Annotated in this window: 18 protein-coding genes; 3 read left to right on the top strand and 15 right to left on the bottom strand. The window is 72.2% G+C overall.

Features of this window, described 5'->3' with window-relative positions:
• Positions 1-3: 3 nt before the first annotated feature.
• Positions 4-1809 (bottom strand): acetolactate synthase large subunit, encoded by a 1806-nt coding sequence (locus EBO15_RS05425; protein ID WP_267898383.1) that lies wholly within the window; start codon positions 1807-1809, stop codon positions 4-6.
• Between the two features lie 200 nt (positions 1810-2009).
• Entirely contained in the window at positions 2010-5030 is a 3021-nt protein-coding gene (locus EBO15_RS05420) for a putative bifunctional diguanylate cyclase/phosphodiesterase (RefSeq protein ID WP_122193195.1), read from the bottom strand.
• Positions 5031-5442: 412 nt separating this feature from the next.
• Here EBO15_RS05420 and EBO15_RS05415 point away from each other — a divergent pair, with 412 nt between their 5' ends.
• A complete protein-coding gene (locus EBO15_RS05415) occupies positions 5443-6564 on the top strand; it encodes a PQQ-dependent sugar dehydrogenase (RefSeq protein ID WP_122193194.1) in 1122 nt (373 codons plus the stop codon).
• Positions 6565-6655: 91 nt separating this feature from the next.
• Here the strand turns inward: EBO15_RS05415 and EBO15_RS05410 are convergent, their stop codons facing one another.
• The 7 genes from EBO15_RS05410 to EBO15_RS05380 form a co-directional block, all read right to left on the bottom strand.
• Positions 6656-7195: a Uma2 family endonuclease gene (locus EBO15_RS05410; protein WP_199744343.1), complete on the bottom strand. Its 540-nt coding sequence runs from the start codon at positions 7193-7195 to the stop codon at positions 6656-6658.
• Positions 7196-7392: 197 nt separating this feature from the next.
• On the bottom strand, positions 7393-8877 hold the full coding sequence (gene gatB / locus EBO15_RS05405; RefSeq protein WP_122193315.1) for an Asp-tRNA(Asn)/Glu-tRNA(Gln) amidotransferase subunit GatB: 1485 nt from the start codon (positions 8875-8877) through the stop codon (positions 7393-7395).
• Between the two features lie 14 nt (positions 8878-8891).
• Positions 8892-10403: an Asp-tRNA(Asn)/Glu-tRNA(Gln) amidotransferase subunit GatA gene (gatA, locus tag EBO15_RS05400; protein ID WP_378239641.1), complete on the bottom strand. Its 1512-nt coding sequence runs from the start codon at positions 10401-10403 to the stop codon at positions 8892-8894.
• Positions 10400-10699 (bottom strand): Asp-tRNA(Asn)/Glu-tRNA(Gln) amidotransferase subunit GatC, encoded by a 300-nt coding sequence (gatC, locus tag EBO15_RS05395; RefSeq protein ID WP_122193193.1) that lies wholly within the window; start codon positions 10697-10699, stop codon positions 10400-10402. Before gatC ends, gatA begins: the two co-directional genes overlap by 4 nt.
• 152 nt (positions 10700-10851) lie before the next feature.
• Positions 10852-13029 carry a putative bifunctional diguanylate cyclase/phosphodiesterase gene (locus EBO15_RS05390; RefSeq protein WP_122193192.1) on the bottom strand — a complete coding sequence of 726 codons (2178 nt, stop codon included), beginning with the start codon at positions 13027-13029 and terminating at the stop codon, positions 10852-10854.
• A gap of 243 nt (positions 13030-13272) precedes the next feature.
• The gene (ligA, locus tag EBO15_RS05385; RefSeq protein ID WP_122193191.1) at positions 13273-15462 is read right to left on the bottom strand and encodes an NAD-dependent DNA ligase LigA; all 2190 of its coding nucleotides are present in this window, start codon (positions 15460-15462) and stop codon (positions 13273-13275) included.
• 74 nt (positions 15463-15536) lie between these two features.
• Positions 15537-16538 (bottom strand): methionine synthase, encoded by a 1002-nt coding sequence (locus EBO15_RS05380; protein WP_199744342.1) that lies wholly within the window; start codon positions 16536-16538, stop codon positions 15537-15539.
• 126 nt (positions 16539-16664) lie between these two features.
• Between EBO15_RS05380 and EBO15_RS05375 the strand changes: the two genes are divergently transcribed.
• Entirely contained in the window at positions 16665-18752 is a 2088-nt protein-coding gene (locus tag EBO15_RS05375) for a right-handed parallel beta-helix repeat-containing protein (RefSeq protein WP_122193189.1), read from the top strand.
• A gap of 61 nt (positions 18753-18813) precedes the next feature.
• Here the strand turns inward: EBO15_RS05375 and EBO15_RS05370 are convergent, their stop codons facing one another.
• From EBO15_RS05370 to EBO15_RS05350, 5 genes are all read right to left on the bottom strand, one after another.
• Positions 18814-19632: an LLM class F420-dependent oxidoreductase gene (locus tag EBO15_RS05370; RefSeq protein ID WP_122193188.1), complete on the bottom strand. Its 819-nt coding sequence runs from the start codon at positions 19630-19632 to the stop codon at positions 18814-18816.
• 126 nt (positions 19633-19758) lie between these two features.
• On the bottom strand, positions 19759-20835 hold the full coding sequence (mnmA, locus tag EBO15_RS05365) for a tRNA 2-thiouridine(34) synthase MnmA (protein WP_122193187.1): 1077 nt from the start codon (positions 20833-20835) through the stop codon (positions 19759-19761).
• A 34-nt stretch (positions 20836-20869) separates the two neighbouring features.
• On the bottom strand, positions 20870-21655 hold the full coding sequence (locus EBO15_RS05360) for a DUF3152 domain-containing protein (RefSeq protein WP_233615988.1): 786 nt from the start codon (positions 21653-21655) through the stop codon (positions 20870-20872).
• Between the two features lie 100 nt (positions 21656-21755).
• On the bottom strand, positions 21756-23324 hold the full coding sequence (locus EBO15_RS05355; RefSeq protein ID WP_122193186.1) for a multicopper oxidase family protein: 1569 nt from the start codon (positions 23322-23324) through the stop codon (positions 21756-21758).
• Positions 23324-23746, bottom strand: coding sequence for a hypothetical protein (locus EBO15_RS05350; protein WP_147481386.1), 423 nt, complete (start codon positions 23744-23746; stop codon positions 23324-23326). Before EBO15_RS05350 ends, EBO15_RS05355 begins: the two co-directional genes overlap by 1 nt.
• Positions 23747-23829: 83 nt before the next feature.
• On the opposite strand from EBO15_RS05350, the gene EBO15_RS05345 reads away from it, so the two are divergent.
• On the top strand, positions 23830-24261 hold the full coding sequence (locus EBO15_RS05345; RefSeq protein ID WP_158628135.1) for a MarR family winged helix-turn-helix transcriptional regulator: 432 nt from the start codon (positions 23830-23832) through the stop codon (positions 24259-24261).
• Between the two features lie 60 nt (positions 24262-24321).
• Here EBO15_RS05345 and EBO15_RS44045 read toward each other — a convergent pair whose 3' ends face one another.
• Entirely contained in the window at positions 24322-25332 is a 1011-nt protein-coding gene (locus EBO15_RS44045) for a hypothetical protein (RefSeq protein ID WP_158628134.1), read from the bottom strand.
• Positions 25333-25488: the final 156 nt, after the last annotated feature.

The raw sequence follows: 25488 nt of genomic DNA, 5'->3' as shown, positions 1-25488 counted from the left end.
GGGTCACTCTCCGTTCTCCCAGTCGGGAGCCAGGTCCCGGGCGATCTTGATGTCGTCGTTGGTGGTCCCGGCGGCGACCATCGGCCAGACCATGGCGTCCTGGTGGACGACGAAGTCGATGACGACCGGGACGTCGTTGATCTCCATGGCCTTGGCGATCACCGCGTCCACGTCCTCCGGACGCTCGCAGCGCAGGCCGACGCAGCCGTACGCATCGGCCAGCTTCACGAAGTCGGGGATCCGCTTCGAGTGGAGGTTGGTGTTGGAGTAGCGCCCGTCGTAGAAGAGCGTCTGCCACTGCCGGACCATGCCGAGGTTGCCGTTGTTGATGACCGCGACCTTGATCGGGATGCCCTCGATCGCGCAGGTCGCGAGCTCCTGGTTGGTCATCTGGAAGCAGCCGTCGCCGTCGATCGACCAGACGGCCGAGTCGGGGCTGCCGACCTTGGCGCCCATCGCCGCCGGGACGGAGAAGCCCATCGTGCCCGCGCCGCCCGAGTTCAGGAACGCGCCCGGACGCTCGTACCTGATGAACTGCGCGGCCCACATCTGGTGCTGGCCGACGCCCGCGACGTAGTAGGCGTCCGGCCCGGCCATGCGACCGATCCGCTCGATGACGTACTGCGGCGACAGGCCGCCGTCCTCCGGCAGGTCGTAGCCCAGCGGGTAGGTCTCGCGCCACGCCCGCAGCTGCCGCCACCAGTCGGTGTAGTCGCCGCGCCGTCCGGCGTCGTACTCGGCCTGGACCGCGACGACCAGGTCGGCGATCACCTCGCGGGCGTCGCCGACGATCGGGACGTCCGCGTGCCGGTTCTTGGAGATCTCGGCCGGGTCGATGTCGGCGTGCACGACCTTGGCCTTCGGGGCGAAGCCGTCCAGCTTGCCGGTGACCCGGTCGTCGAACCGGGCGCCCAGCGCGACCAGCAGGTCCGACCGCTGGAGCGCGCCGACCGCGCCGACGCTGCCGTGCATGCCCGGCATGCCCATGTGCAGCTCGTGGCTGTCGGGCAGCGCGCCCTTCGCCATCAGGGTCGTGACGACCGGCGCGCCGGTCAGCTCGGCGAGCACCTTCAGCTCGGCCGCCGCGTTCGCCTTGAGGACGCCGCCGCCGACGTACAGGACGGGCCGCTCGGCCTCGACGATCAGCTTCGCCGCCTCGCGGACCTGCTTGGAGTGCGGGCGCGTGACCGGCCGGTACCCCGGCAGCCGCATCTGGACGGGCCACTCGAAGTCGAACGTGGACTGGAGCGCGTCCTTGGCGATGTCGACCAGGACCGGGCCGGGCCGTCCGGTGGAGGCGATGTGGAACGCCTCGACGATCGTCCGGCCGATGTCCTCGGGCTGGGTGACCAGGAAGTTGTGCTTGGTGATCGGCATCGTGATGCCGGAGATGTCGGCCTCCTGGAACCCGTCGGTCCCGATCAGCGAGGTGGCCACCTGGCCGGTGATCGCGACCATCGGGGTCGAGTCCATGTAGGCGTCGGAGATCGGGGTCACCAGGTTCGTCGCGCCGGGGCCGCTGGTGGCCATGCACACCCCGACCTTCCCGGTCACGGCCGCGTAGCCCTGCGCCGCGTGTCCCGCGCCCTGCTCGTGCCGGACGAGGATGTGCCGGATCCTGCGGGAGTCGAACAGCGGATCGTAGGCCGGGAGGATCGCCCCGCCCGGGATGCCGAACACGGTGTCGACGCCGACGTTCTCCAGGGCGCGGACCAGCGCCTGGGCTCCCGTCATCTGTTCGGTCGTCATGGTTCTGATTCCTTGGGGAGAGGCCCGCGTCCGGACGGCCGCGGGTGCGCTTCGGGTCACTCGGCCAACAAAAAACCCCCGCCCGCCCGGATGGCGGTCGAGGGGTGCGCGCAGGTGGAAGTGCTCGATCAGCCTGCGCGCCGACCAAGTACTACGAGAATGGTGTGGAAGCTCTGCACGTTGACCACTGTGGCCGACGTTCCGGCCTGCGGTCAAATCCTTGGACACTTTGTCTCACCATGTGAGATGTGAGTGAGTCGTCAGGTGGTCAGCGCGGAGCCTTCCAGCGGCAGCTCGATCCGCCCGGGAGTCCCGCGCAGATTGGTCCGGACGAGCGATTCGACGCGTCCGGCGGCCATGGGACGCGCCACCAGGAAGCCCTGGCCGCGCGGGCAGTCCATCTCGCGCAGCAGCTCCAGCTGCTCGGGCCGCTCGATCCCCTCGGCGACCACGGTGAGACCGAGGTCACGGCCGAGCCGGACGATCGTCCGGGTGAGCAGCGTGAGCGTCTCGTCCCGGCCGAGCCCGGCCACGAACGAGGGGTCGATCTTGATGATGTCCACCGGCAGCTGCCCCAGGTAGGCCAGCGAGGCGTACCCGGTGCCGAAGTCGTCGATCGCCAGCCGGACGCCGAGGTCGCGCAGCCTCGACAGCCGCTCGACGTTCTGCCCGGCGTCCTCGACGAGCACCTCCTCGCGGACCTCCAGGGTCAGCGCGGACGGCGGCAGCCCGGTCTCCTCCAGCGCCGCGGCGACCGACTCCACGAACCGCGGGGCGGCGATCTGCCGGGCGGTGAAGTTCACCGAGAGCCCGATGTCCCAGGAGTCCGCGCGCCAGCGCGCCACCTCCCGGCACGCCTCGTGCAGCACCCAGTCGCCGAGCGGGATCATCAGGCCGGACTCCTCGGCCGGGCCGATGAACTCCTCCGGCGGGACCGGCTCGCTCCCCCGCCACCAGCGGACCAGCGCCTCCACCCCGGTCACCCGGGACGTGCCCAGCTCCACGACCGGCTGGAACTCGACCGCGAACTCCTCCTCGGCGAGCGCCCGCTGCAGGTCGCTGCCCAGCTCGAGGCGGCGTACCGCGTCGGCGTGCATGTGCGGAGCGAACACCTCGACGCGTCCGCCGCCGAGCTCCTTCGCGCGCGCCATGGCCAGGTCGCCGTTGCGGATCAGGTCGGCCGCGCTGCGCCGCAGCGCCGCGCTCCCGCCGCCCGGCTCGGCGCTCCTGCGGGGCACCGCCGGGTCGTCCAGGGGGTCGGAGTCGCCGGTGAACGCGATGCCGACGCTCGCGGTCAGCGCGATGTTCTTGCTGCCCACCCGGTACGGCTCGGTCGACAGGACGCGCAGCAGCCGCTCGGCCAGCTCGACCGCGAGCTGCGAGTCGCTGCCCGGGAGCTGGAGCATGACGGCGAACTCGTCGCCGCCCCAGCGGGCCACCGTGTCGTCCGCGAGGACGGTGCCGCGCAGCCGCCGCGCAGCCTGCGCGAGGACCTGGTCGCCCGCCGCGTGCCCGGCCGAGTCGTTGATGTCGGTGAAGCCGTCCAGGTCGACGAAGACGACCGCGACCGTGCCCTTGCCGCCGGGCTCGCCGTCCTCGCCGGGCCGCGCGCCGGGGTGCTCCAGGCGGGACAGCACCTCGCGGGTGCGCTCCTCGAAGTACGAGCGGTTCGGCAGGCCGGTCAGGCCGTCGTGGAAGGTGAGATGCGCCACCTGGCGCTGGAGCGCGGCCTGCTCGGACAGGTCGCGGGTGGTGACCAGCAGCCGTCCGGTCGCGCCGCCCGCGCCGCTGTACCGGGACACCGTCGACTCGGTCGGCAGCCACGTGCCGTCCGCGGCCCGTACCCGGCACGCCACCCGCAGCGACCGGCCGGGCACACGGCCGGTGAGGATCGGCGGGGGCCCGTCGTCCAGGTCGTCGTCCAGATCACCGGACGCGTCGGGCAGCAGGTCGGACGCGGGGTCGGGCAGCGCGGGCGCCGCGGCGCCGCCGTCCCCGGCCAGGAACGCCGCGAACACCTCGCGGACGCGCGGCAGGTCCTCCGGGTGGATGATGTCGCCGAGCGGACGGCCCAGCAGCTCGGCCGCCTCGTAGCGGTAGGTGCGCAGCGCGCCCGCGCTCGCGTACTGGACGACCGCGTCCAGGTCGCAGATCAGCACCGCGTCGTTGATGCTCTCCGACAGGGCGCGGAAGTGGTCCTCACCGGTCTCGACGGCACGGCGGAGGGCGTCGTTCTCGCGCAGCAGCTCGGCGAGGCGCGCGAGGAGGACGAGCGTGGCCGTCCCGGCGACGATCGGCACCACCGGGTCGATCCCGGAACGTCCGGTCAGGGAGTGGCCCGTGACGAACAGGGCGGCGAGCGCGGCCACGGCCGCCGTCGCGAGGCCCGGGCCGATCATCCGGCCGCGCCGGAGCCCGGCGGTGGGGGCCGCGCCCGTGTCCCCCGGTAGCCACGGCACCAGGACGAGCAGGAGCAGGCCGGCGAGACGCAGTATGTCGGCGGGGTCGTCGGCGGGCGCGCCGCCGCGCAGCCGGACGACCGTGGTCACGACGTCCGCGCCCGCGAACGCCGTCAGCGCCCCGAACGCCAGCCAGGCCGGACGCCGGTCGCCGCGTCCGGCGCCGAGGACGAACGGCAGCGATCCGCAGACCAGGACCGTTCCGACCAGCGGATACAGCAGCTCGAGGAGGAACTCGCCCGGGGATTCGCCGGACCGGTGGAACAGCGTGCCGAACAGCGCCACCCAGCCGAGCACGAACAGCCCGGCGACGCAGACGTAGGTGTCGGCGGCGTACCGCGCCCACAGGCGCGGCGAGCGCGGCAGCCTGATCGGGAGGACCAGGCCCGTGACCAGCGCGAACATCGCCACCAGGTAGAACGGGTCGGTGACCGAGAGGGCGAGCGTGCCGCCGCCGTGCAGCATCGCCGACAGCGTCCGGCTGAGCGCCCCGATCCCCCAGGCCGCGGCGGCGACCCCGAACCAGCGCCAGGGCGCCCGGCCGAGCGCCTGCTCGTCAGGGGGTTCGTCCTCCGGGACCACGAGATCGAGCTCGGGGTCGAGGTGGGGGTGGGCGGCCTCGGCGGCGCGGCGGTCGCGACGCAGCGCCTGCGGAAGGAGGCAGAGCGCGGCGGCGGCAGCGGCGGCCGTCTCGGCCCAGCCGAGATAGGCCGGGCCTCCCCAGCCGAGCAGCGATCCCAGGGCGTAGAGCACGCCGATGATCGCGACCATCCCGACCGGGACCGCCCAGGACGGCAGCCGCCTGGCCCTCTCGCCGCTCATCGCGCCGTGTCCCCTCCTGCCCGGGGGACCTCACGGTCCCCGGCGCGCGTGGCGCGCACCGATGCTCTCTCGTCTCCCGTCACCCGCCGGTCGCAGGGTCAACGCCCGATGCCGGTCGGATCGTGCCCCACGCACGGACGGCCGTGGGGGCGGCGGCGAGCGTTCGGCTGCGCAGGCGGTGGGACAGCGACGTTGCTGCATGGCGGGATCACCGTGATGCTCAATGTACGTTCCGTAGGTCACGGAGCGATTGAGGCTGGGCGTCCTCCCGGCGACAAACGGGCTCCTGACCGCCGGTCCCGCAGTGTGCATCCAAGATCACTCGGATTTCGCGCGACACGCCGGACGTGACGCTGAGTAGCCATCGGCGCGGGTGGTTGGAGCGCCGCCCGGCCGGGGATTGAATGAACCTATGCGCACCAAAGGCACGTCCGGGAGCCTGCGGCTGCTCGCCGCCGCCGCCGTCGGGGTCGTCCTGCTCGGCGGGTGCGGCACCGGGGCCACCACCCGCACCGCGCAGACCCCGCCGCCCGCCTCCCCCGCGCGCGACTCGCCGCCGCCCGGATCCGCCGTCCCGGGCACGCCCCGCGACCTGGTGACCGGGCTGTCCGTCCCGTGGGCCATCGCGTTCCTGCCGGACAAGAACGCGCTCGTGACCGAGCGGGACACCGCCCACCTGCTCCGCGTCACGCCGGACGGGAAGCGCGCCGACCTCGGGCGGATCCCGGGGGTCGACGCGTCCGGCGAGGGCGGGCTGCTCGGCGTCGCGGTCTCACCGTCCTTCGACCGCGACCACCTCGTCTACCTGTACCTCACGTCGTCCACCGACAACCGGCTGGTGCGCCTCACCCTGGACGGCGACCGGCTCGGCGCCCCGCAGCCGCTGCTGACCGGCGTCCCGAAGGGCGAGAACCACAACGGCGGACGCATCGCGTTCGGCCCCGACGGCATGATCTACATCTCCACCGGCGAGACCTACCACCGCGAACTCGCGCAGGACCGGAACTCGCTCGGCGGCAAGATCCTCCGCGTCACCCCCGAGGGCAGACCCGCGCCGGGCAACCCGTTCGGCTCCCCCGTCTGGACGTGGGGCCACCGCAACGTCGAGGGCCTGGCCTGGGACGACGCGGGCCGCATGTACGCCACCGAGTTCGGCCAGGACCGCTTCGACGAGATCAACCTCATCCAGAAGGGCCAGAACTACGGCTGGCCGGACGTCGAGGGCTTCGGCAAGGACCCCCGCTTCACCAACCCCCTCCTGACCTGGCCGGTGTCCGAGGCGTCCCCGTCCGGCCTGGCCTACGCCAAGGGCTCCCTGTGGGCCGGCGCCCTCCGGGGCACCCGCCTCTGGCAGATCCCCCTGAAGAACGGCAAGGTCAGCACGCCGATCGCCTACTTCAACGGCACCTACGGCCGCCTCCGCGCCGTGGTCCGCTCCCCCGACGGCGACCTCTGGGTCACCACCAGCAACAAGGACGGCCGAGGCACCCCCAGGGACGGCGACGACCGCATCATCGTCATCCCCCTCCACTGACCGGGAGCGGCGGAGGCTCAGTACTCCAGCTCGGACCAGGTGATCGTGACCGGCAGCGGCTCGCTCAGCTTCGGCTCGCCGCCCGCCTCCTTCATGAAGGTGCCCACGTGCTTGTAGATCCCGGCGGCCCGGTCGAGCTGGTGGCGCTCATCACGGACACACCCGTGCCTCCCGTGCGCACGATCCAGTAGTGCGGGATCCCCGCCCTGGCGTACTCCCCGAGCTTGTCGACGGTGTCCTGGGTCTCGGACCCCGAAGAGACGACCTCGCAGACCAGCAGGCCATGCCCGGGACGCAGCCGCTCCCCGCCGCCCCGGTCAAGGCACTCGTAGAGGACGACATCCGGCCGTCGGTTCAGGAACGGCGCGTCACGAAGCCTGAGGTCGATGTCGAAGTCCACCTCGACGCAGGGGCGGCCCCGGTCCATCGCCTCGCGAGCATGCCGCTCGATGAGGGTCGTCAGGCGCCGCACCACCCGCTGGTGCTCGGGTGTGGGAGCCGCGCAGAAGACCACATAGCCGTCCACGACCTCGATGGTCTTGGCTATCTCCTCCGGCAGCGCCTCGTACTCCTCGGCGCTCACCCGCTTCGGCTGCGGCCGCAGGCTCAGCAGCCAGTGGTCGTCCGGCATCGCCGGCATGCGGCCCCCAGTCATCGCAGTGGTCGCTACCACGGCACAGCATAAGCGCCTCGCGCGCTCGGGGTGATCGCTCCCTGCGGAACTCACTGAGTCGGCGTCTCCGCAGGTGGAAGGCCCACTCTGTCCGGAGTCGGCAGGAATGGCGGCGGCCGCCGCCCGGGAGGGGCGGCGGCCGTCGGTGGGGCGTGTCAGGCCTGGTCGAGCTTCTTGAGGAGCAGCTCGCGGGCGCCGGCGGCGTCGGCCTGGCCGCGGCTGGCCTTCATGACGGCGCCGACGAGGGCGCCGACGGCGGCGACCTTGCCGGAGCGGACCTTGTCGGCGGCGTCGGCGTTGTCGGCGATCACCTGGTCGATGATCGCCTCCAGGGCGCCGGTGTCCGACACGACCTTGAGGCCGCGCGCGGCGACGACCTCGTCCGGGCCGCCCTCGCCCGCGAGGACGCCCTCGAAGACCTTGCGGGCGAGCTTGTCGTTGAGCTCCTTGGCGTCCACCATCTGCTGGACGCGGGCGACCTGCGCGGGCGTGATCGGCAGGTCGGCGAGCTCGACGGACTGCTCGGTCGCGCGGCGGGACAGCTCGTTCATCCACCACTTGCGGGCGGACCCGGCGTCCGCGCCGGCCGTGATCGTGTCCTCGATCAGGTCGAGCGCGCCCGCGTTGACGACGTCGCGGAGCTCCAGGTCGGTGAGACCCCACTCGCCCTGGACGCGGCGGCGGCGGGCGGCGGGCAGCTCCGGCAGGGTCGCGCGGAGCTCCTCGACCCACTCGCGGGCAGGCGCCATCGGGATGAGGTCGGGCTCCGGGAAGTACCGGTAGTCCTGCGCCTCCTCCTTGGAGCGGCCGCTGGTGGTCGTGCCGGTCGCCTCCTGGAAGTGCCGGGTCTCCTGGGTGATCCGGCCGCCGGCGGCGAGCACGCCCGCCTGCCGCTCGATCTCGGACCGGACGGACCGCTCGACCGAGCGCAGCGAGTTGACGTTCTTGGTCTCGGTGCGGGTGCCCCACTCGTCCGCGCCGCGCGGCATGAGGGAGACGTTGACGTCGCAGCGCATCGAGCCCTGCTCCATCTTCACGTCCGAGACGCCGAGCGAGCGGACCAGGTCGCGCAGCTCGCCTGCATAGGCGCGGGCCACCAGCGGGGCGCGCTCACCGGTCGCGGTGATCGGCTTGGTGACGATCTCGACCAGCGGGATGCCCGCCCGGTTGTAGTCGACCAGGGAGTAGTCCGCGCCGTGGATGCGCCCGGTCTCGCCGCCGACGTGCAGCGACTTGCCGGTGTCCTCCTCCATGTGGACGCGCTCGATCTCGATCCGGTACGTCTCGCCGTCGACCTCGACGTCCAGGTGGCCGTCGACGCACAGCGGCTCGTCGTACTGGGAGATCTGGTAGTTCTTCGGCATGTCCGGGTAGAAGTAGTTCTTCCGGGCGAACCGGCACCACTCGACGATGTCGCAGTTCAGCGCCAGGCCGATCTTGATGATGCCCTCGATCGCGGCCCGGTTGGTGACCGGGAGCGTCCCCGGCAGGCCGAGGCAGACCGGGCAGACCTGGGTGTTCGGCTCGGCGCCGAACCCGGTCTTGCACCCGCAGAACATCTTGGACACGGTGCCGAGCTCGATGTGGGTCTCGATGCCCAGCACCGGCTCGAAACGCGCGAGCGCGTCGTCGTACTTCATCGGGGTCTCCACGCTCACTCGCCCGCCTCCAGCTTCGGGGCCTTCGCCAGCAGCGGGCCGCCCCAGCGCTCCTCGAGGGCCTTCTCCAGGGCCGCGCCCACCCGGTAGACGCGGTCGTCGGCCAGCACCGGCGCCATGATCTGGACGCCGACCGGCAGGCCGTCCTCGTCGGCGAGGCCGCACGGGACGGAGATCGCCGGGTTGCCCGACAGGTTGGCCGGGATGGTGCACAGGTCGGCCAGGTACATCGCCATCGGGTCGTCGGCGCGCTCGCCGATCGGGAAGGCGGTGGTCGGGGTGGTCGGCGAGATCAGCACGTCCACCTGCTCGAACGCGGCCTCGAAGTCGCGCATGATCAGGGTCCGGACCTGCTGGGCCTTGCCGTAGTAGGCGTCGTAGTAGCCGGACGACAGGGCGTAGGTGCCGAGCATGATCCGCCGCTTGACCTCGGCGCCGAAGCCCTCGGCGCGGGTCAGCGCCATGACCTCCTCGGCGCTGTGCACGCCGTCGTCGCCGACGCGCAGGCCGAACCGCATGGCGTCGAAGCGCGCCAGGTTGGACGAGCACTCCGACGGCGCGATCAGGTAGTACGCGGGCATCGCGTAGGTGAAGTGCGGGCACGACACCTCGACGACCTTCGCGCCCAGCGATTCCAGCAGCTCGACGGTCTCGTTGAACCGGTTGAGCACGCCGGGCTGGTAGCCCTCGCCGGCGAACTCCTTGACGACGCCGACGCGCAGGCCCGCGACGTCCGCGCGGCGCGCGGCCTCCACGACCGGCGGGACGGGCGCGTCGATCGAGGTGGAGTCCATCGGGTCGTGGCCGGAGAACGCGGCCTGCATGAGCGCGGCGTCCAGCACGTTGCGGGCGAACGGGCCCGGGGTGTCCAGGGACGACGCGAACGCGATCATGCCGTACCGGGACGCGCCGCCGTAGGTCGGCTTCATGCCGACCAGGCCGGTGACGGCGGCCGGCTGGCGGATCGAGCCGCCGGTGTCGGTGCCGGTGCCGAGCGGGGCCTCGTGGGCGGCGACCGCCGCCGACGAGCCGCCGGACGACCCGCCGGGGATGCGGGTGAGGTCCCACGGGTTGCGGCTCGGCCCGAAGGCGCTGTTCTCGGTGGACGACCCCATGGCGAACTCGTCCATGTTGGTCTTGCCGAGGATGACCATCCCGGCGGCGCGCAGCCGCGCGGTGACGGTCGCGTCGTAGGGCGGCCGCCAGCCTTCGAGGATCTTGGACCCGGCCGTGGTCGGCATGTCCTTGGTGGTGAAGACGTCCTTGTGGGCGACGGGCACGCCCGCCAGGGGGCCGAGCTCCTCGCCCGCGGCGCGGCGCTCGTCGATGCTCCGCGCCTGCGCCAGCACGCCCTCGCGGTCCACGTGCAGGAACGCGTGCACCTCGGCGTCGACCGCGCGGATGCGGTCGAGGTGCGCGGTGGCGACCTCCACGGCGGAGGTCTCGCCCGAGGCGATCAGCTCGCCGAGTTCGGCGGCGCCCTTTCCGGTCAGCTCGCTCACGCTCACGCCTCCTCGTCCAGGATCCGCGGTACCCGGAAGCGCTGCTGCTCGGCCGCCGGGGCGGCGTCGAGCGCCTGCTCCGGCGTCAGCGAGGGCCGGTTCTCGTCGGCCCGGTAGACGTTGGTCAGCGGCAGGGCGTGCGAGGTCGGCGGGATGTCCTCCGCCGCGACCTCCTGGACCCGCGCGACCGCGGAGATGATCTGGTCGAGCTGGGCGGCGAGATGGTCGAGCTCGTCCTCGCCGAGCGCCAGCCGGGACAGCCGGGCGAGGTGCGCGACCTCGGCACGGGTGATCGCGGACATGTGCGGACTCGTTCCTACGGGTTGACTGGATTCCCCCTCATCCTAGAGGTCACCTCTCTCTGCCCCGACGCGTTTATCCAGCGTGATCCGCCACGTCCCGCGCTCCGCCGGGCGGCCCGCGGGCGGCCTGCGGGCGGCGGAGCGCGGGAGCGCTACGCCAGGCGGGGGGCGGGGGGCTCGGTGAGGACGGCGTCGTCCCCGGCGCGGGCGGCGCCGTTGGCGCGCATGCTCCGCCGCAGGTAGGAGGTGGCGCGGACGGCGTCCATCGGGCGGGCGAAGTGCCAGCCCTGGGCGGCGTCGCAGCCCATCTCGCGCAGCAGCGCGGCGGTCTGGCCGTCCTCGACGCCCTCGGCGACCGAGCGCAGGCCGAGCGTGCCGACCAGTTCGACGACGGAGCGGACGATCACCGCGTCGTCCGGGGAGGCGGTGAGCCGGTGCACGAACGAGGAGTCGATCTTGACCTCCTCGATCGGCAGCCGCTTCAGCCGGACGAGCGAGGAGTAGCCGGTGCCGAAGTCGTCCAGGCTGAGGGCGACGCCGAGGTCGGTGAGGGCCGCGACGGTGCCGGAACCGGACGCGGGCTCGCCGGTCAGCACGCGCTCGGTGATCTCCAGCTGGAGCGCGGCGGCGGGCAGGTCGCGTTCGACCAGGCCCTCGGCGATGGTCTCGGCGAGGTCGGCGTCGAGCAGGTCGCGTCCGGACACGTTCACCGCGACCTGGACGGTCAGCCCCTCCCGCCACCACGCCTCGGCCTGCGCGAGCGCCATGCCGACGACCTCCTGCGTGATCGCGCGCATGAGGTAGGTCTGCGCGGCGACCTGGAGGAACTCCTCGGGGCCGAGGACGCCGCGCTCGGGGTGGCGCCAGCGCAGCAGCGCCTCCATGCCGACCAGGCGGCCGTCCCGCAGCGCGATCTTGGGCTGGTAGAACAGCTCCAGCTCGCCGCGGTCGAGCGCGCGGCGCAGGTCGCCGAGGAGGCCGAGGCGGGCGGGCGAGTTGCGGTCGCGGTCGGGTGAGTAGACCTCGACGCCGGTGCGGCTGCCCTTGGCGTGGTACATGGCGACGTCCGCGCGCTGGAGCAGCAGCTCGAAGTCGGGCGCGTGGTCGGGGTACAGCGCGATGCCGACGCTGCCCTCCAGGTCGAACGACACGCCGTCCAGCCGGACGGGCTCGCTCAGCGCGGCGCGCAGGCGGGCGGCGACCTCGCGGGCGGCGGCCTCGTCCCGGACGGTCGGGAGCAGCACCGCGAACTCGTCGCCGCCGAGCCGGGCGACCAGGTCGCCGGGGCGGACGCTGTGCGTCAGGCGGTGCGCGACCAGCTGGAGCAGCCGGTCGCCGGTCGGATGCCCGAGGGTGTCGTTGACCTCCTTGAACCGGTCGAGGTCGAGGAGGAACAGGCCGACCCGCTGGGACGCGTCGTCGCCACCGCGGCGCAGCAGGACCCCTTTGGGCGCCGCCTCCCCGGCGGGCGGGGCGGGGTTCCCGTGCGGACGGTGGTGCGGACGGCCCAGGTGCGCGATCGCGCCCTCGGTGCGGGTGATCAGCAGCTTCCGGTTCGGGAGCCCGGTCAGGCCGTCGTGCAGGGCCTGGTGCTCGCGCCGCACCGACACCGACGCGTTCAGGTACACGGCGATGAACGGCAGCACGATCAGCGGGACGAACGCGGCGGACCGGTCCATGGCGATGACCATCAGCGGGGCGAGCCCGAGCAGCGCCAGGTGGACGAGGATCTGGTACGGCAGGTCCCAGCGCAGCGCCCGGACGAGGGTGATCCGCTCGTGCAGCGCGATGGCCGACCCGACGAGGGTGACGTTGGTGACGAAGTAGGCGATCCCGACGAGCGCGATGGCGGGCAGGTCGCGGCCGTCCGGCACCCAGGGGGCGGCCGGCGAGGGGTGGATCCCGAACACGTTGAGGACCAGCGCGGACGCGCCGAGGCTGAGGACGTACTGCGCGGTGTTGAACGCGATCCGGTGCGGGCTGCGGCCGCGGAAGACGCCGCAGGTGATGGCGGCTGCGGCCTGGAGCGCGGCGGCGACCGGCAGGCCCGCGTAGAGCAGGGCCGCGATGGAGAACGTCGTGGAGGTGGTCGCGCCGCTGGTCTCGGTGAGGCCGGGCGCGATGATCGGGCGCATCTCGCCGACCACGATGAAGGCGCCGAGCAGCCAGAAGACCGGGTTGGTGACCACGGCGTCCAGGTCGGCGCGGGCGAGTCCGGCGAGGGCCGCCGCCCCGGCCGCGACGCCGAGCCCGATGCTGACGGCGAAGAAGATCCACAGGGGGGAGCCCCGGCGCGGTGAGGTGTTCCGCGTGTTGTTCGGGTCCTTCATCACTTCCTCGGGGGGTCCGGGAGGTCATCCCCTGGCGGCGAGCGGCGGAAGGGACCCGGGAGCCGGTGGACCGGCCCCGGAGTCCGCCGTGATAGGTGGGAGGGTACGGCTTTCGGTCAACTTCGCGGAACCGGTTGGGTACGTACCGTTATGCCCTTCCCGTGCGGACAGGCTACCAGTAGGTAGTCGAAAAGTACCCTTAAGTAACTACCCGCTGGTCATCCGTTCCGATGTCACCGCAGGTCAGTCCTCCGAGCTTTCGGTTACGGCCTTGGCCGCATCCGGCCCGTCGGCGAGCAGGACGTCGAAACCGTCCTCGTCCAGCACGGGAACGCCGAGTTTGACGGCTTTGTCGTACTTGGAGCCGGGGCTGTCCCCCACCACGACGAAGCCGGTCTTCTTCGACACCGAGCCGGAGACCTTGCCGCCGAGCCGCTCCACCGCGTCCTTCGCCGAGTCGCGGCTGTACCGCTCGAGCGAGCCGGTGATCACGACGGTCACGTCGTCCAGCGGGCGCGGGCCCTCGTCCGCGCCCTCGTCGGCCATCCGCACCCCGGCCGCGCGCCACTTGTCGACGATCTCGCGGTGCCAGTCGACGGCGAACCAGTCCCGGATGGACGCCGCGATCGTCGGGCCGATGCCGTCGACCTCGGCGAGCTCCTCCTCGGTGGCGTTCGCGATCGCGTCCATCGAGCGCAGGGCGCGGGCCAGGTCCTGCGCGGCGCGGGGGCCGACGTGCCGGATCGACAGCGCGACCAGCACCCGCCACAGCGGCTGCCGCTTCGCCTTCTCCAGCGACTCGAAGAGCAGCTCGACGGTCTTCTTCGGCTCGCCCTCCAGGTTGGCGAAGAACGTGACGATCTTGTCCTCGCCGGTCTTCGGGTCGATCTTGGCGGTGCCGGTGTCCTGGTCGAGGACCATGCTGCGGATCGGGAGCAGCTGCTCGACGGTCAGGTGGAACAGGTCGCCCTCGCCCCGGACCGGCGGCTCCTTCGGCTCCAGGGGCTGGGTGAGCGCGGTCGCCGCGACGTAGCCGAGCGCGTCGATGTCGAGCGCCTTGCGGCTGGCCAGGTAGTAGACGCGCTCGCGCAGCTGCGCCGGGCAGTACCGGGCGTTCGGGCAGCGGATGTCGGCGTCGCCCTCCTTCTCGTACGCCAGCTCGGTGCCGCAGTCGGGGCAGTGGGTCGGCATCACGAACTCGCGCTCCGAGCCGTCCCGCAGGCCGGTGACGGGCGCGACGATCTCGGGGATCACGTCGCCCGCCTTGCGCAGCACGACGGTGTCGCCGATCAGGACGCCCTTGCGCTTCACCTCGCTCGCGTTGTGCAGCGTGGCGCGCTCGACCGTGGACCCCGCGACCTTCACCGGCTCCATCACGCCGTAGGGGGTGACGCGCCCGGTGCGCCCGACGCCGACCTTGATGTCGAGCAGCTTGGTGTTGACCTCCTGCGGCGGGTACTTCCAGGCGATCGCCCAGCGCGGCGCGCGCGAGGTCGACCCGAGCCGCCGCTGCAGGACGAACTGGTCGACCTTGACGACCACGCCGTCGATCTCGTACTCGGGGTCGTGCCGGTGCTCGCCGTGGAAGGCGATGTACTCGCGGACCTCGTCGAGCGTCGCGACGACCCGGTACCGGTCGCTGGTCGGCAGGCCCCACGACTTCATCAGCTCGTACGTGCCGGCCTGCGACGTCGGCCGCTCGCCGCCCTCCCAGGCCCCGAACCCGTGGACGAGCATGCTCAGCGGACGGGACGCCGTGACCCTCGGGTCCTTCTGGCGCAGGGACCCGGCGGCGGCGTTGCGCGGGTTGGCGAACGGCTCCTTGCCCTGCTCGACCTGGACCTCGTTGACCTTCTCGAAGCCCTCGACCGGCAGGAAGACCTCGCCGCGGACCTCCAGCACCTCGGGCCAGCCCTCGCCGGACAGCCGGTCCGGGACGGCGGCGATCGTGCGGACGTTGAGCGTGATGTCCTCACCGGTGCGGCCGTCGCCGCGGGTGGCGCCGCGCTCCAGCACGCCGTTCCGGTAGGTCAGCGCGACGGCCAGGCCGTCGATCTTGAGCTCGCACAGGTAGGTGGCCTGGCCCTCGCCGACCTCCTTGACGACCCGGTCGTTCCACTCGAGCAGCTCGTCGGCGTTCATCGCGTTGTCGAGGCTCTGCATGGGCTCGAGGTGCGCGACCGTCGCGAACTCGGTGACGAAGGGGGCGCCGACCCGCTGGGTGGGCGAGTCGGGCGTGACGAGCTCGGGGTGACCGGCCTCCAGGGCCTGGAGCTCGCGCATGGCCGCGTCGTACCGCGCGTCGGTCAGCGTCGGCTGGTCGAGCACGTAGTAGCGGTAGTTGGCGTCGTCGACCTCCTGGCTCAGCTCGGCGTGCCTGTGCCTCGCGTCCGCCGGAACCCCGCTGCCCGAAACACCGTCGCTCAAGGTCATGCCCCCATTCTCGCGCGCCCCACCGACATTTCCGGGGGCTCCGACGGGGTGTCGCGCCCGAAGGCGCGACCCGCCTACTCGTCGGTTTCGTGGAGCATACGCGCCGTTTCGTGGCAGCGTTCCAGGGCCGCGCGCACGTATCGGGGCGAGGCGCCCGCGAGCCCGCACGCGGGCGTCACGACCACCTGGTCGCCGAGTGTCGCGGCGGGGAACCCGAGCCTGCGCCACAGCTCCCGGACGGGCTCGGCGGTCTTCGCGAGCCGCGGGAGCGGCGCGTCCGTGCCGGGGACGATGCCCAGGAACAGCGCCACGCCGGCGTCGATGGCCTCGCCGACCGCGTCGTCGTCCTTCCGGGGGACGCGCCGCATGTCGACCGAGATGCCCTTGGCCCCGGCGCCGCGCAGGAGGCCGAAGGGGACGTCCGAGGCGCAGCAGTGGACGAGCGGGAAGACGTCGCCCGCCGCCTCGAAGACGTCGCGGAGTCCCTGTTCGGCCACCGGGGCCTCGACCGCGCGCAGGCGCGTGAGGCCGCTGGCGGTCGGGACGCGTCCGGCGAGGACGGCGGGCAGGCCCGGCTCGTCCAGTTGCAGCAGGATCGTGGCGTCCGGGACGGCGCGGCGGACGTCCGCGACGTGCCGGGAGACGCCCTCGGCCAGGGAGGCGACCAGGTCCCGGACGGCGCCCGGGTCACGCAGCGTGCGCTGGCCGTTGTGGAGCTCGATCGCGGCGGCCAGTGTCCACGGCCCGCAGACCTGGATCTTGAGCGGCCCGTCGTGCCCGTGGAGCAGCTCCTCCAGGACGTCCAGGTCGTGCCGGAGATGGTCGGCGGCGCGCCGGTTGTCGCGGCCCGGCCGGTCGCCGAACCGCCAGCCGGACGGCTCGACGCGGACCGGCAGGTCGACCAGCATCCCGGCGGTCCGGCCGATCATGTCGGCGCCCGGGCCGCGGGCGGGCAGCTCGGGCAGGTGCGGCAGCTGGGGCACCTCGCCGAAGATGACCCGCAGGGCCTCGGAGGGGTCCTCGCCCGGGTAGGACCCGACGCCGGTCGCAGTTCCGGACATCCATGGAAACGCCATGTCACGGCAGCTTAACGGGCTTCCCGGATGCTTGACCGCACCCCGCCGACGTGAAACCTTCTCACCACTTTCGATCACCCCTTTCGCAGCATTCGGAGTCTTGCCGCAGCACGAAGGGAATCATTGGTGAGCAGAGCCACGTCCCGCCGTCTCCTGACGTCCTCACTGATCGCCTGCCTGGTGGTCCTGGGGCTGACCGCCCCGGCCCAGGCCCACATCGAACGTCCTTCCTACTGGCCCGATCCCAAGCCGGACTGCTCGGTCAGCCCGTGCGCGGGCGGGAAGGTGCCGACGGCCCGGACCCTCGCGTCGGCCCTGCAGCCGGGCAGCCGGACGCACGTGGTGTGCCAGTCCGACTCTCTGACCCGCCTGCGCGCGTCCATCGACAAGGCCCGGCGCGCGGGCTACTACATCCGGCCGCATGACCACAGGAAGCTCGGCAAGGCCGAGGCCGACGCCTTGTGGAAGACCAACAAGGCGTTGTTCGCCCGCTGCTCCTTCCATGAGATCCAGGCCGCGGTGACGGCGTCCGGCAACAACGACCGTGTGGTCGTCCTACCGGGGGTCTACACGGAGCCGACGTCCCGTAAGGCGCTCACCCACGACCCGGCCTGCAAGCAGTACGAACTACTGTCCGGGGCGTATTCCTACCTGGGCGAGTACAGGTGCCAGAACGACGCCAACCTCATCGCCGTCATGGGACGCACGCCCGGAGCCGGTAAGGACCCCGACCCGCCGCTCGTGGACAGGCACGGCATCCCCAACCTCGGCTCGTGCATCCGATGCAACCTGCAGATGGAAGGGTCCGGGGTCGGCGCCGACGACGTCGTCGTGGACGCCGGACGCGTCGCCTCCGGAAACGGCGGCCCGCGCGGCTCCGCCAAGGACGTCGCCCTGCGTGTCGACCGCGCCGACGGGTTCGTCCTACGGAACATGAACGTCCGGCACGCGAACGAGCACGGGATCTACGTCCTGGAGACGGACGGCTATCTGCTCGACCGGTTCAAGGCGTACTACTCGGGTGAGTACGGCGTCCTGACGTTCGTGGAGGACCACGGGCTCATCCAGAACTGCGAGGCTGCCGGCAGCGGCGACTCCGGCCTCTACCCGGGCGCGGGCGCGAAGACCTCGGCCGGACGCGACACCAAGTGGTACCCGGCGTTCCGCTACAGCCAGGAGATCCGCTACTGCGACTCCCACCACAACACCAGTGGCTACTCGGGAACGGACGGCTCGGCCACCCACGTCGACCACAACAACTTCTACGGGAACTCGCTCGGATTCACCACGGACGTGTTCACTGCCGCCGGCCACCCCGGCTTCCCGCAGCAGGGTGATCTGGTCGAGGCCAACAACTTCTACTCGAACAACTACAACCCGTACCTGCCGGGCTCGGACGTCTCCCCGACCGTGCCCGTGCCCGTGGGGACGGCCCTGTGGATCGCGGGCGGCAACGACAACGTCGTCCGGCAGAACCACATCTACGACAACTGGCGGCGCGGGCCGATGCTGTTCTCGTCCCCGGACGCGGCCGTGTGCGGGAACCGGAACGACATCCCCGGCTGCAACCCGCTGACGGTCTCCACGTCCTACCGCAACAAGTTCTATGGCAACACCATGGGCGTCTCACCCACCGGGACGGTCGCCCCGAACGGCGTGGACTTCTGGTGGGACGCGTTCCCCGGCAACACCGGCAACTGCTGGTGGGGCAACAAGGCCGCGCCGGGCAAGAAGGTCACGTCGTCCCCGGCGAACCTTCCGGACTGCTACAGCGGACGCGCGCCCTGGCTCAGCGTCGGGTTCGGCAACCTGAGCAACGAGGCGGAGCTCCTCACCTGCATCACGCAGGACACGCGCGCGCCCGGTGGCGCATGCCCCTGGTACACGACTCCGGCCAAGCCCGGCACCGCGAACAGGACGGCTCCCGGAAAGACCGCCGCCGCCAACGAGAACGAGGAGGACGGCAGCCTCTCGCACGTGGACTGCCTCTGGTGGAAGACCGTCACGCCCGCCCAGCGCCAGCACATGCTGGACGTCATGCGCCAGGTGTTCGGCGCGCGCATCGGATCCAGCGACCACGCCGCCATCGGAGGCACGCTGACCGACGAGCAGGCCACGACCGTGTTCGGTAACGCGTGCGCGCCCGCGTACGCGACGGCCTTCAAGCTGTACAAGCTCTACAACCACGCCGCCGCCTTCATGGCCAAGCGCTAGAACGACGACGAAACGGGGAGCCCCTCGCCACGCGGGGGCTCCCCGTTTCGTTCGGACGGGATCAGAACAGCTTGGCCAGCTCGTCCAGGGTCCGCAGCGTCTCGTCCTCGGGCCCGGTGGGGAGATTGAACAGGATCTCGTCCACCCCGGCCGCCTCCAGCTCGTCGACGGCCTCGGCCTTCCGCGGGACGTCGAACACCGTCACCGGCAGGCGGCGTCCGGCGCGTTCACGCAGGTCGGCGACCTGGTTCCGGAGGTCTCCGGTGCCCCGGCCGTAGATCGGCATCCAGCCGTCGCCGAACTCCACGACCCGGTCGAACGTGGTCGGACCGGACCCGCCCAGCAGGATCGGCGGATGCGGGTCCTGGACGGGCTTCGGGTAGGAGAACACCGGGTCGAAGTCGACGAACTCGCCGTGGAACTCCGCCTCGTCCTTCGTCCACAGCTCCTTCACCGCGAGGACGCGTTCGCGCAGCAGCCTCGTGCGCGTGCGCGGGTCGGTGCCGTGGTTGCGCATCTCCTCACGGTTCCAGCCCGCGCCGACGCCCAGGACGGCCCGTCCACCGGACACATGGTCGAGCGACGCGACCTCCTTCGCCAGGATGATCGGGTCACGCTGGACGATCAGGGCGATGCCCGTCGCGACCGTGAGGCGCTCGGTGACGGCGGCGGCCGCGCTCAGCGCCACGAATGGGTCGTAGGTCCGGTAGTAGCGGCGCGGCAGCTCCGCGCCGCCCGGCCACGGCGACTCGCGGCTGACCGGGATGTGGGTGTGCTCGGCCAGGAACAGCGAGCCGAAGCCCCGCTCCTCCAGGGCGCGTCCGAGCGCGGCCGGGCCGATGCCGTCGTCGGTGACGAACGTCGAGACGCCATGTCTCACGGGCGGCTCCTCTCACGTGGGGATGCCCACGGGAGCTTACGGACCCGGCCCGCCGGTGCCCAGGGCCGCGCCCACCCGGAACGGGCGCGGCGCGGCCGCCCGGATCAGGCGGGACCCGGCCCGCGATCAGGCGGGGACGCGGGTCGCCTCGGAGATCGTCGCCGAGCCGAGAACGCGGTCACCCACGTAGAGGACAGCGGCCTGACCTGCGGCGACGCCGCGCGCGGGACGGTCCAGGCGGATGCGGACGCCGTCCTCGACGGGCTCGGCCGTGCAGTCGTGGACCTCGCCGTGCGCCCGCAGCTGCACCTGGCAGCCGACCGGTCCGGCGGGCGCCTCGCCCAGCCACACCGGACGCTCCGCCGTGATCTCGTGGACGTCCAGCGCCTCGCGCGGCCCGACCGTCACCGTGTTGGTCACCGGGGAGATGTCCAGGACGTAGCGGGGCCTGCCGTCCGGGGCGGGACGGCCCAGCCGGAGCCCCTTGCGCTGCCCGATCGTGTACGCGTACGCGCCCTCGTGCTCGCCGAGCTCCTCGCCGTCGACGTCCACGATGGGGCCGGGCGCGGCGCCGAGCCGCTCGGCCAGGAACCCCTTGGTGTCGCCGTCCGCGATGAAGCAGATGTCGTGGCTGTCGGGCTTCTTGGCGACCTGGATGCCGCGCCGGTCGGCCTCGACCCGGATGTCGGCCTTGGTGGTGTCGCCCAGCGGGAAGATCGCCCGGGACAGCTGCTCGGGCGTGCAGACGGCCAGGACGTAGGACTGGTCCTTGGCCCCGTCGACGGCGCGGCGCAGGGTCGCGCCGTCCCAGCGGGCGTAGTGGCCGGTGCAGACGGCGTCGAAGCCGAGCGCGACGGCCCGGTCGAGCAGCGCCTGGAACTTGATCTTCTCGTTGCAGCGCAGGCACGGGTTGGGCGTGCGGCCCGCCGCGTACTCGCTGACGAAGTCGTCGATCACGTCGTTCCGGAAGCGTTCGGCCAGGTCCCAGACGTAGAAGGGGATGCCGATCGCGTCGGCGGCGCGGCGCGCGTCCCGGGAGTCCTCCAGGGTGCAGCAGCCGCGCGCGCCCGTCCGGTAGGACTGGGGGTCGCTGGACAGGGCCATGTGGACGCCGGTGACATCGTGCCCCATCTCGGCGGCACGGGCGGCGGCCACGGCGGAGTCGACGCCGCCGGACATGGCGGCCAGTACGCGCAGAGTCATAACCCCTCCAGCGTAAGGGCCGCCCGCCACTCCTTCATTCGGACGGATACGGCCAGGGATTCGGGCGGCATCCGTACAGCGACTTGGTCTGCTGGACCATCGCGGGCGCGCGGCGTCCCGGGCCGGGGCACTGCTCGTGGCCGTGGCCGAGCGCGTGCCCGACCTCGTGGTTGATCACGTACTCGCGGTAGGCGGCCAGGTCGCCCTTGTACCAGGGGACGCCGGTCCCCCAGCGGCGCGCGTTGATCACCGAGCGGGAGCCCTGGCGGCAGGACAGCTCCCCGCCGGTGACGAGCGGCGCGCACAGCCGGTCGGTCAGGGCGGGGCTGGACAGCGCGACCCGGAACGAGACCGGCCCCTGGGCGACCCGGACGAACCGCATCGTGCCGCCGTGCCCCCAGCTCCGCGGGTCGTTGAGCACCCGGTGGACGTTCGAGGCGAACTCGGTGAGGTCGAACGGCAGGCCGCGTTCCATCTCCACCGTGTACCGGACGATCGTGCCGCGCGCGCCCGCGGGGGGCCGCGCCGTCCCCTTCGCGACGGCGTACCGGCCGCTCGCGGACCGGGGGACGCGGACCGTCGGCGGCTGGGCCCGTCCGTTGACCATGCGGAGCCGCGAGGCGTTCGGGCTCGGCGCCCCGGACCGGGTCGGGGCGCCGTCCGGGGACGCCGTCCTCGACGGCCCGGCCAGGCCGGACGGCCCCGACGACCGCGCGCCGGACCCGGACGACCCGAGGTACGACTGCGCGCCCCACCCGGCCGCCACCACCGCCGTCAGTCCCACGGCCGCCCCGGCCACCGCCAGTCCGCGCTTGCGCACACCGTCCCCCGAACGTGATCGTCATTTGGCGATCACCGGGGCCGCTCTTGTCCCGGTGATCGCCGATCAGGGTAACGGTCAAGGAAACTTGGCCGGACACTTACTCCGTGGTGAAATCGGCCATCATCGCCATGTCCTCGTGCTCGAGGTTGTGGCAGTGGAACACGAACGCGCCCGGGTAGTCGGTGAACCTCACGGCGACCTCGGCGGCCTCGGCCGGGCGCAGGTCCATCGTGTCCTTCCAGCCGTGGTCGTACGCGCCGAGGCCGCGGGTACCGCGCGCGATCACCTGGAAGGCGTCCAGGTGCAGGTGGATCGGGTGGTGCAGGTCCGTGACGAACCGCCACCGCTCCAGCTGCCCGAGCCTCGGGCGGGCCAGCGGCCTGCCGGGCTCGTACTCGCGCCCGTTGATCTGCCAGCTGCCCCCCTTCTTCTGGAGCAGGAACGTCCTGGTCACCACGGCCTTCGCCGGGTCGAGCCGGGGGATCCTCGACAGGTGGGCGGGGACCTTGGAGTCCTCGTGCGGCGCCTTGGACGAGGACGACACGTCGAACGCCATGACCTCGCGCGTCCGGCCGTCGCCCAGCTGGTTCACGAGCCGCACGCGCGTGCCGGGGCGGTACCGGGCGAAGTCGACGACCACGTCGAACCGCTCCGCCGGGGCGGCGTCGATGCCGTCGTGCGCGATCGGCCGGGAGAGCAGGCCGCCGTCCGAGCCGATCTGGACCAGGCCCTTGCCGCCGGGCGGCGGCGGGTCGAGCGCGAGCCGGTAGTTGCGGGAGTTCGACGCGTTCAGCAGCCGCAGCCGGTAGCGCAGGCGCTGGACGGGGTGCACCGGCCACGGCACGCCGTTGACCAGGATGACGTCCCCGAGGACGCCGTTCATGTGGGCCGCGTGGACGCCGGGCACGGTCTCCAGCGTCCGGTCGATGGACGGGTAGGAGAACGACCCGTCCGCGGCGAACGACCGGTCCGTGATCATCAGCGGGAGGTCGCGGTCGCCGCGCGGCAGCGGCAGCCGCTCCTCCTCGTCGTCGTGGACGAGGTGGAACCCGGCCAGCCCGCGCCACACGCTCGCGCCGGTGAACCCCATCCGGTGGTCGTGGTACCAGAGCGTCGCGGCCCGCTGGTTCATCGGGTAGGTGTAGTCGCGGCTGCCGATGACGGGCTTGCCCGGCATGGGGTGGCCGCCCATCGCCATGGTCGGCTTCCCGCCGGCGGGCAGGATCTCGTCGCCCGGGTAGCCGTCGCTGTCGTGCGGCGTGTGGCCCCCGTGCAGGTGGACGACCACGGGCCGCGGCAGCCGGTTGGTGTGCTTGACGACCGTCCGGCGTCCCGAGCGGGACACGATCGTCGGGCCCGGGAACGTTCCGCCGTAGGTCCAGGCGGTCGTCTTCACGTCCCCCAGGATGTCCAGGTCGGCGGCGCGCTGGGTGATCTCGTAGTAGTCGGTCGTCGCGTCCGCGTGGGCGGGCCTCAGGACGGGCGGCAGCCGCAGCGGACGTTCGAAGGGCCTGGGCAGCGGCCGCCTGCTCGCCAGCAGCCTGCCGGGCTGGGCGGTGCCGAGGTACTTCGCACCGCCGAGCGCCACGGCGCCCGCGCCCACGCCGACGGCGATCCCGGCTCCGATGAAGCCGCGCCGTGACAGCGCCCCCCGGTCGCCCGCCATCACACGACCTCCGTGACGCGCTCGGCCCGGGAGGGGGCGTCCTTCCCGGAGCCGAGCCGGAAGGCGAGGCGGACCAGGGTGAGCGCGCCGACCAGCAGGGCCGTCCCCAGCGGGACGTGCAGGGTCAGCACCCGGCCCATCCCGAGCCCCATCTGGACGGTCTCCAGGACCACCATCACCACGGCGGGGATGATCGGCCGGGCCGGGCCGCCGCCCGGCCGCCACACGAGCACGGCGGCGGCGATCGCGAGCATCCCGACGAAGGTGGTGAGCATCGCGTTGGCGCTGTGCATGCTCAGCGCGCCGTATCCGCCGGACAGGAAGCGACCCGCCAGGATCGCTTGGAGGAAGATCAGCAAGGCCTGGAGAACGGCCGCCACCCGGAAGAGCAGCACCGTCCAGGGTCGGGGGGTTCGTCGCATCACGGTCACCAGTTTCACGTGGGATGGTCTCAGATGAATCTATCTCAAATGAAACCATCTCAGGCGGTCTAGACTGGGAACCTGTGACGAACAACCCGCACGACCCGCCCGTGGGCATGCTGCTGCGCCTCGCCCACGTCCACGCGCGCGAGGTCTTCACCGAGGCCCTGCGTCCGATGGGCCTGAAGAGCTTCCAGTACGGGGCGCTGGCCGTTCTGGACCGGAGGGGCCCCTGCAGCCAGCGGCGGCTGGCCGACGAGCTGTCCATGGACAAGTCCACGATGGTCCGCCTCGTGGACGACATGGAGCGCATGGGGCTGATCACCCGGACGCCCGTCCCGAGCGACCGCCGCACGCAGGCCATCACCCTCACCGACCGGGGCCGCGAGGTCTTCGCCGAGGCCGACGCCGTCGCCGACGCGGCCCACGAGTACCTCCTCGAGGACTTCACCGACGACGAGCGCCGCACCCTGCGCGATCTCCTCATCCGCTTCACCAGGTACGACCAGGCCTGACGCCGGTTCGTCAGGCGGCGCCGGTTCGTCAGGCGGGCGCCGGACCGGAGGCGGTGGACGTCAGGTGAGGAGGCCCCCGAGGCTGCGGTTCTGCGACACGGCGGTGTCGAACGCGAGCGGGCAGGCGAGCGTCAGCGTCCTGAACGGCTCGGGCAGCTGGACGAGCTGGCGCAGCACGTACCGGTCCGATCCGGTGAACGCCTGGGCGAGCAGGTCGCCGAACCCCTCGCTGGCACGGCGGAACAGGGCCAGGTCGTTCTCCGCGTTGTCCTTGACCCGACCGGTGTACAGCTCGTAGTAGCCGATCTGCCGGTCGTAGGCGTCCAGCATCTCCCACCCGCGCAGCGCGCGTTTCCGCAGGTAGCCGATGGGCTGGTTGTGCGGGGACAGGATGTGCATCTTGGGCGTGTGCGCGAACCCGTACGGCTTGTAGAAGGTGAAGAGCGGCATGCCGTCCGGGCGCATGATGGTCAGGCGGCGCTCGGCGTTGTTCTGCGTCCCCTGGTTCAGGGCGCGGAACACCTTGCGCGCGCCGTTGACACCCTCTTCGCGGACGTACGCGGCGGGCCGTCCGTCCGCCGACCAGATCGTGTAGTTCGCCTCCACGGAGAAGAAGCCTTGTGGCTGGTCATAGACCAGCAGCGACTGGGCATAGAGATCGGCCGGAGCCCCCTGCGGCGGCCCCGGCCGGTACGCCTGCTGCGGATAAGGCTGCTGCTGATACTGCTGCGGAGGCGCCGCGTACTGCTGCGGGGGCGCGGGCGGCGGCGCGGCGTACTGCGGCGGCGCAGGTTGCGGCGCGTACTGCGGGGGTGCGGGCTGCGGCGCGTACTGCGGGGGTGCGGGCTGCGGCGCGTACTGCGGGGGTGCGGGCTGCGGAGGAACCGGTTGCGGCGGCGCAGGCTGCGCGTACCCCTGATGCGGCGGCCCCGGCTGGACGAATCCAGGTTGCGGCTGGGGCGCGTACGGCTGAGCCGGATTCTCGGGCCGCGGCGCGTAGGGCTGCGCAGGGTGTCCCTGCTGAAGCGGCGCGTACCGAGGATCCCTCGGGGGCGTGGGGGGATGGCTCATGAGGCTCCTCGTCACAGAACAAACGCACTCTAGTGCGCTGACCGGGAAGGTTTGCCGGGTTTGGTCACGCGGCTTTGCTGCGGGGGCGGCCCCATCGTTGTTGGCGTTGGCTGCGGATGCGGGCGCGTTCTCGGCGTTGGGCTGCCAGGATGTCGG

The organism is Actinomadura harenae, assembly GCF_003696215.1.
Taxonomy (GTDB): Bacteria; Actinomycetota; Actinomycetes; order Streptosporangiales; family Streptosporangiaceae; genus Spirillospora; species Spirillospora harenae.
Note: the sequence above shows the minus strand (reverse complement) of the source record. Positions and strands in the feature narration are given on the sequence as shown.

What these genes read in the sequence shown, in the direction of transcription:
- EBO15_RS05420 (WP_122193195.1), bottom strand. Translation starts at nt 5,030, where the DNA reads ATGAGCGGCGAGAGGGCCAGGCGGCTGCCGTCCTGGGCGGTCCCGGTC.
- EBO15_RS05415 (WP_122193194.1), top strand. Translation starts at nt 5,443, where the DNA reads ATGCGCACCAAAGGCACGTCCGGGAGCCTGCGGCTGCTCGCCGCCGCC.
- EBO15_RS05410 (WP_199744343.1), bottom strand. Translation starts at nt 7,195, where the DNA reads ATGCCGGACGACCACTGGCTGCTGAGCCTGCGGCCGCAGCCGAAGCGG.
- gatB (WP_122193315.1), bottom strand. Translation starts at nt 8,877, where the DNA reads ATGAAGTACGACGACGCGCTCGCGCGTTTCGAGCCGGTGCTGGGCATC.
- gatC (WP_122193193.1), bottom strand. Translation starts at nt 10,699, where the DNA reads ATGTCCGCGATCACCCGTGCCGAGGTCGCGCACCTCGCCCGGCTGTCC.
- EBO15_RS05390 (WP_122193192.1), bottom strand. Translation starts at nt 13,029, where the DNA reads ATGAAGGACCCGAACAACACGCGGAACACCTCACCGCGCCGGGGCTCC.
- ligA (WP_122193191.1), bottom strand. Translation starts at nt 15,462, where the DNA reads ATGACCTTGAGCGACGGTGTTTCGGGCAGCGGGGTTCCGGCGGACGCG.
- EBO15_RS05380 (WP_199744342.1), bottom strand. Translation starts at nt 16,538, where the DNA reads ATGGCGTTTCCATGGATGTCCGGAACTGCGACCGGCGTCGGGTCCTAC.
- mnmA (WP_122193187.1), bottom strand. Translation starts at nt 20,835, where the DNA reads ATGACTCTGCGCGTACTGGCCGCCATGTCCGGCGGCGTCGACTCCGCC.
- EBO15_RS05355 (WP_122193186.1), bottom strand. Translation starts at nt 23,324, where the DNA reads ATGGCGGGCGACCGGGGGGCGCTGTCACGGCGCGGCTTCATCGGAGCC.
- EBO15_RS05350 (WP_147481386.1), bottom strand. Translation starts at nt 23,746, where the DNA reads ATGCGACGAACCCCCCGACCCTGGACGGTGCTGCTCTTCCGGGTGGCG.
- EBO15_RS44045 (WP_158628134.1), bottom strand. Translation starts at nt 25,332, where the DNA reads ATGAGCCATCCCCCCACGCCCCCGAGGGATCCTCGGTACGCGCCGCTT.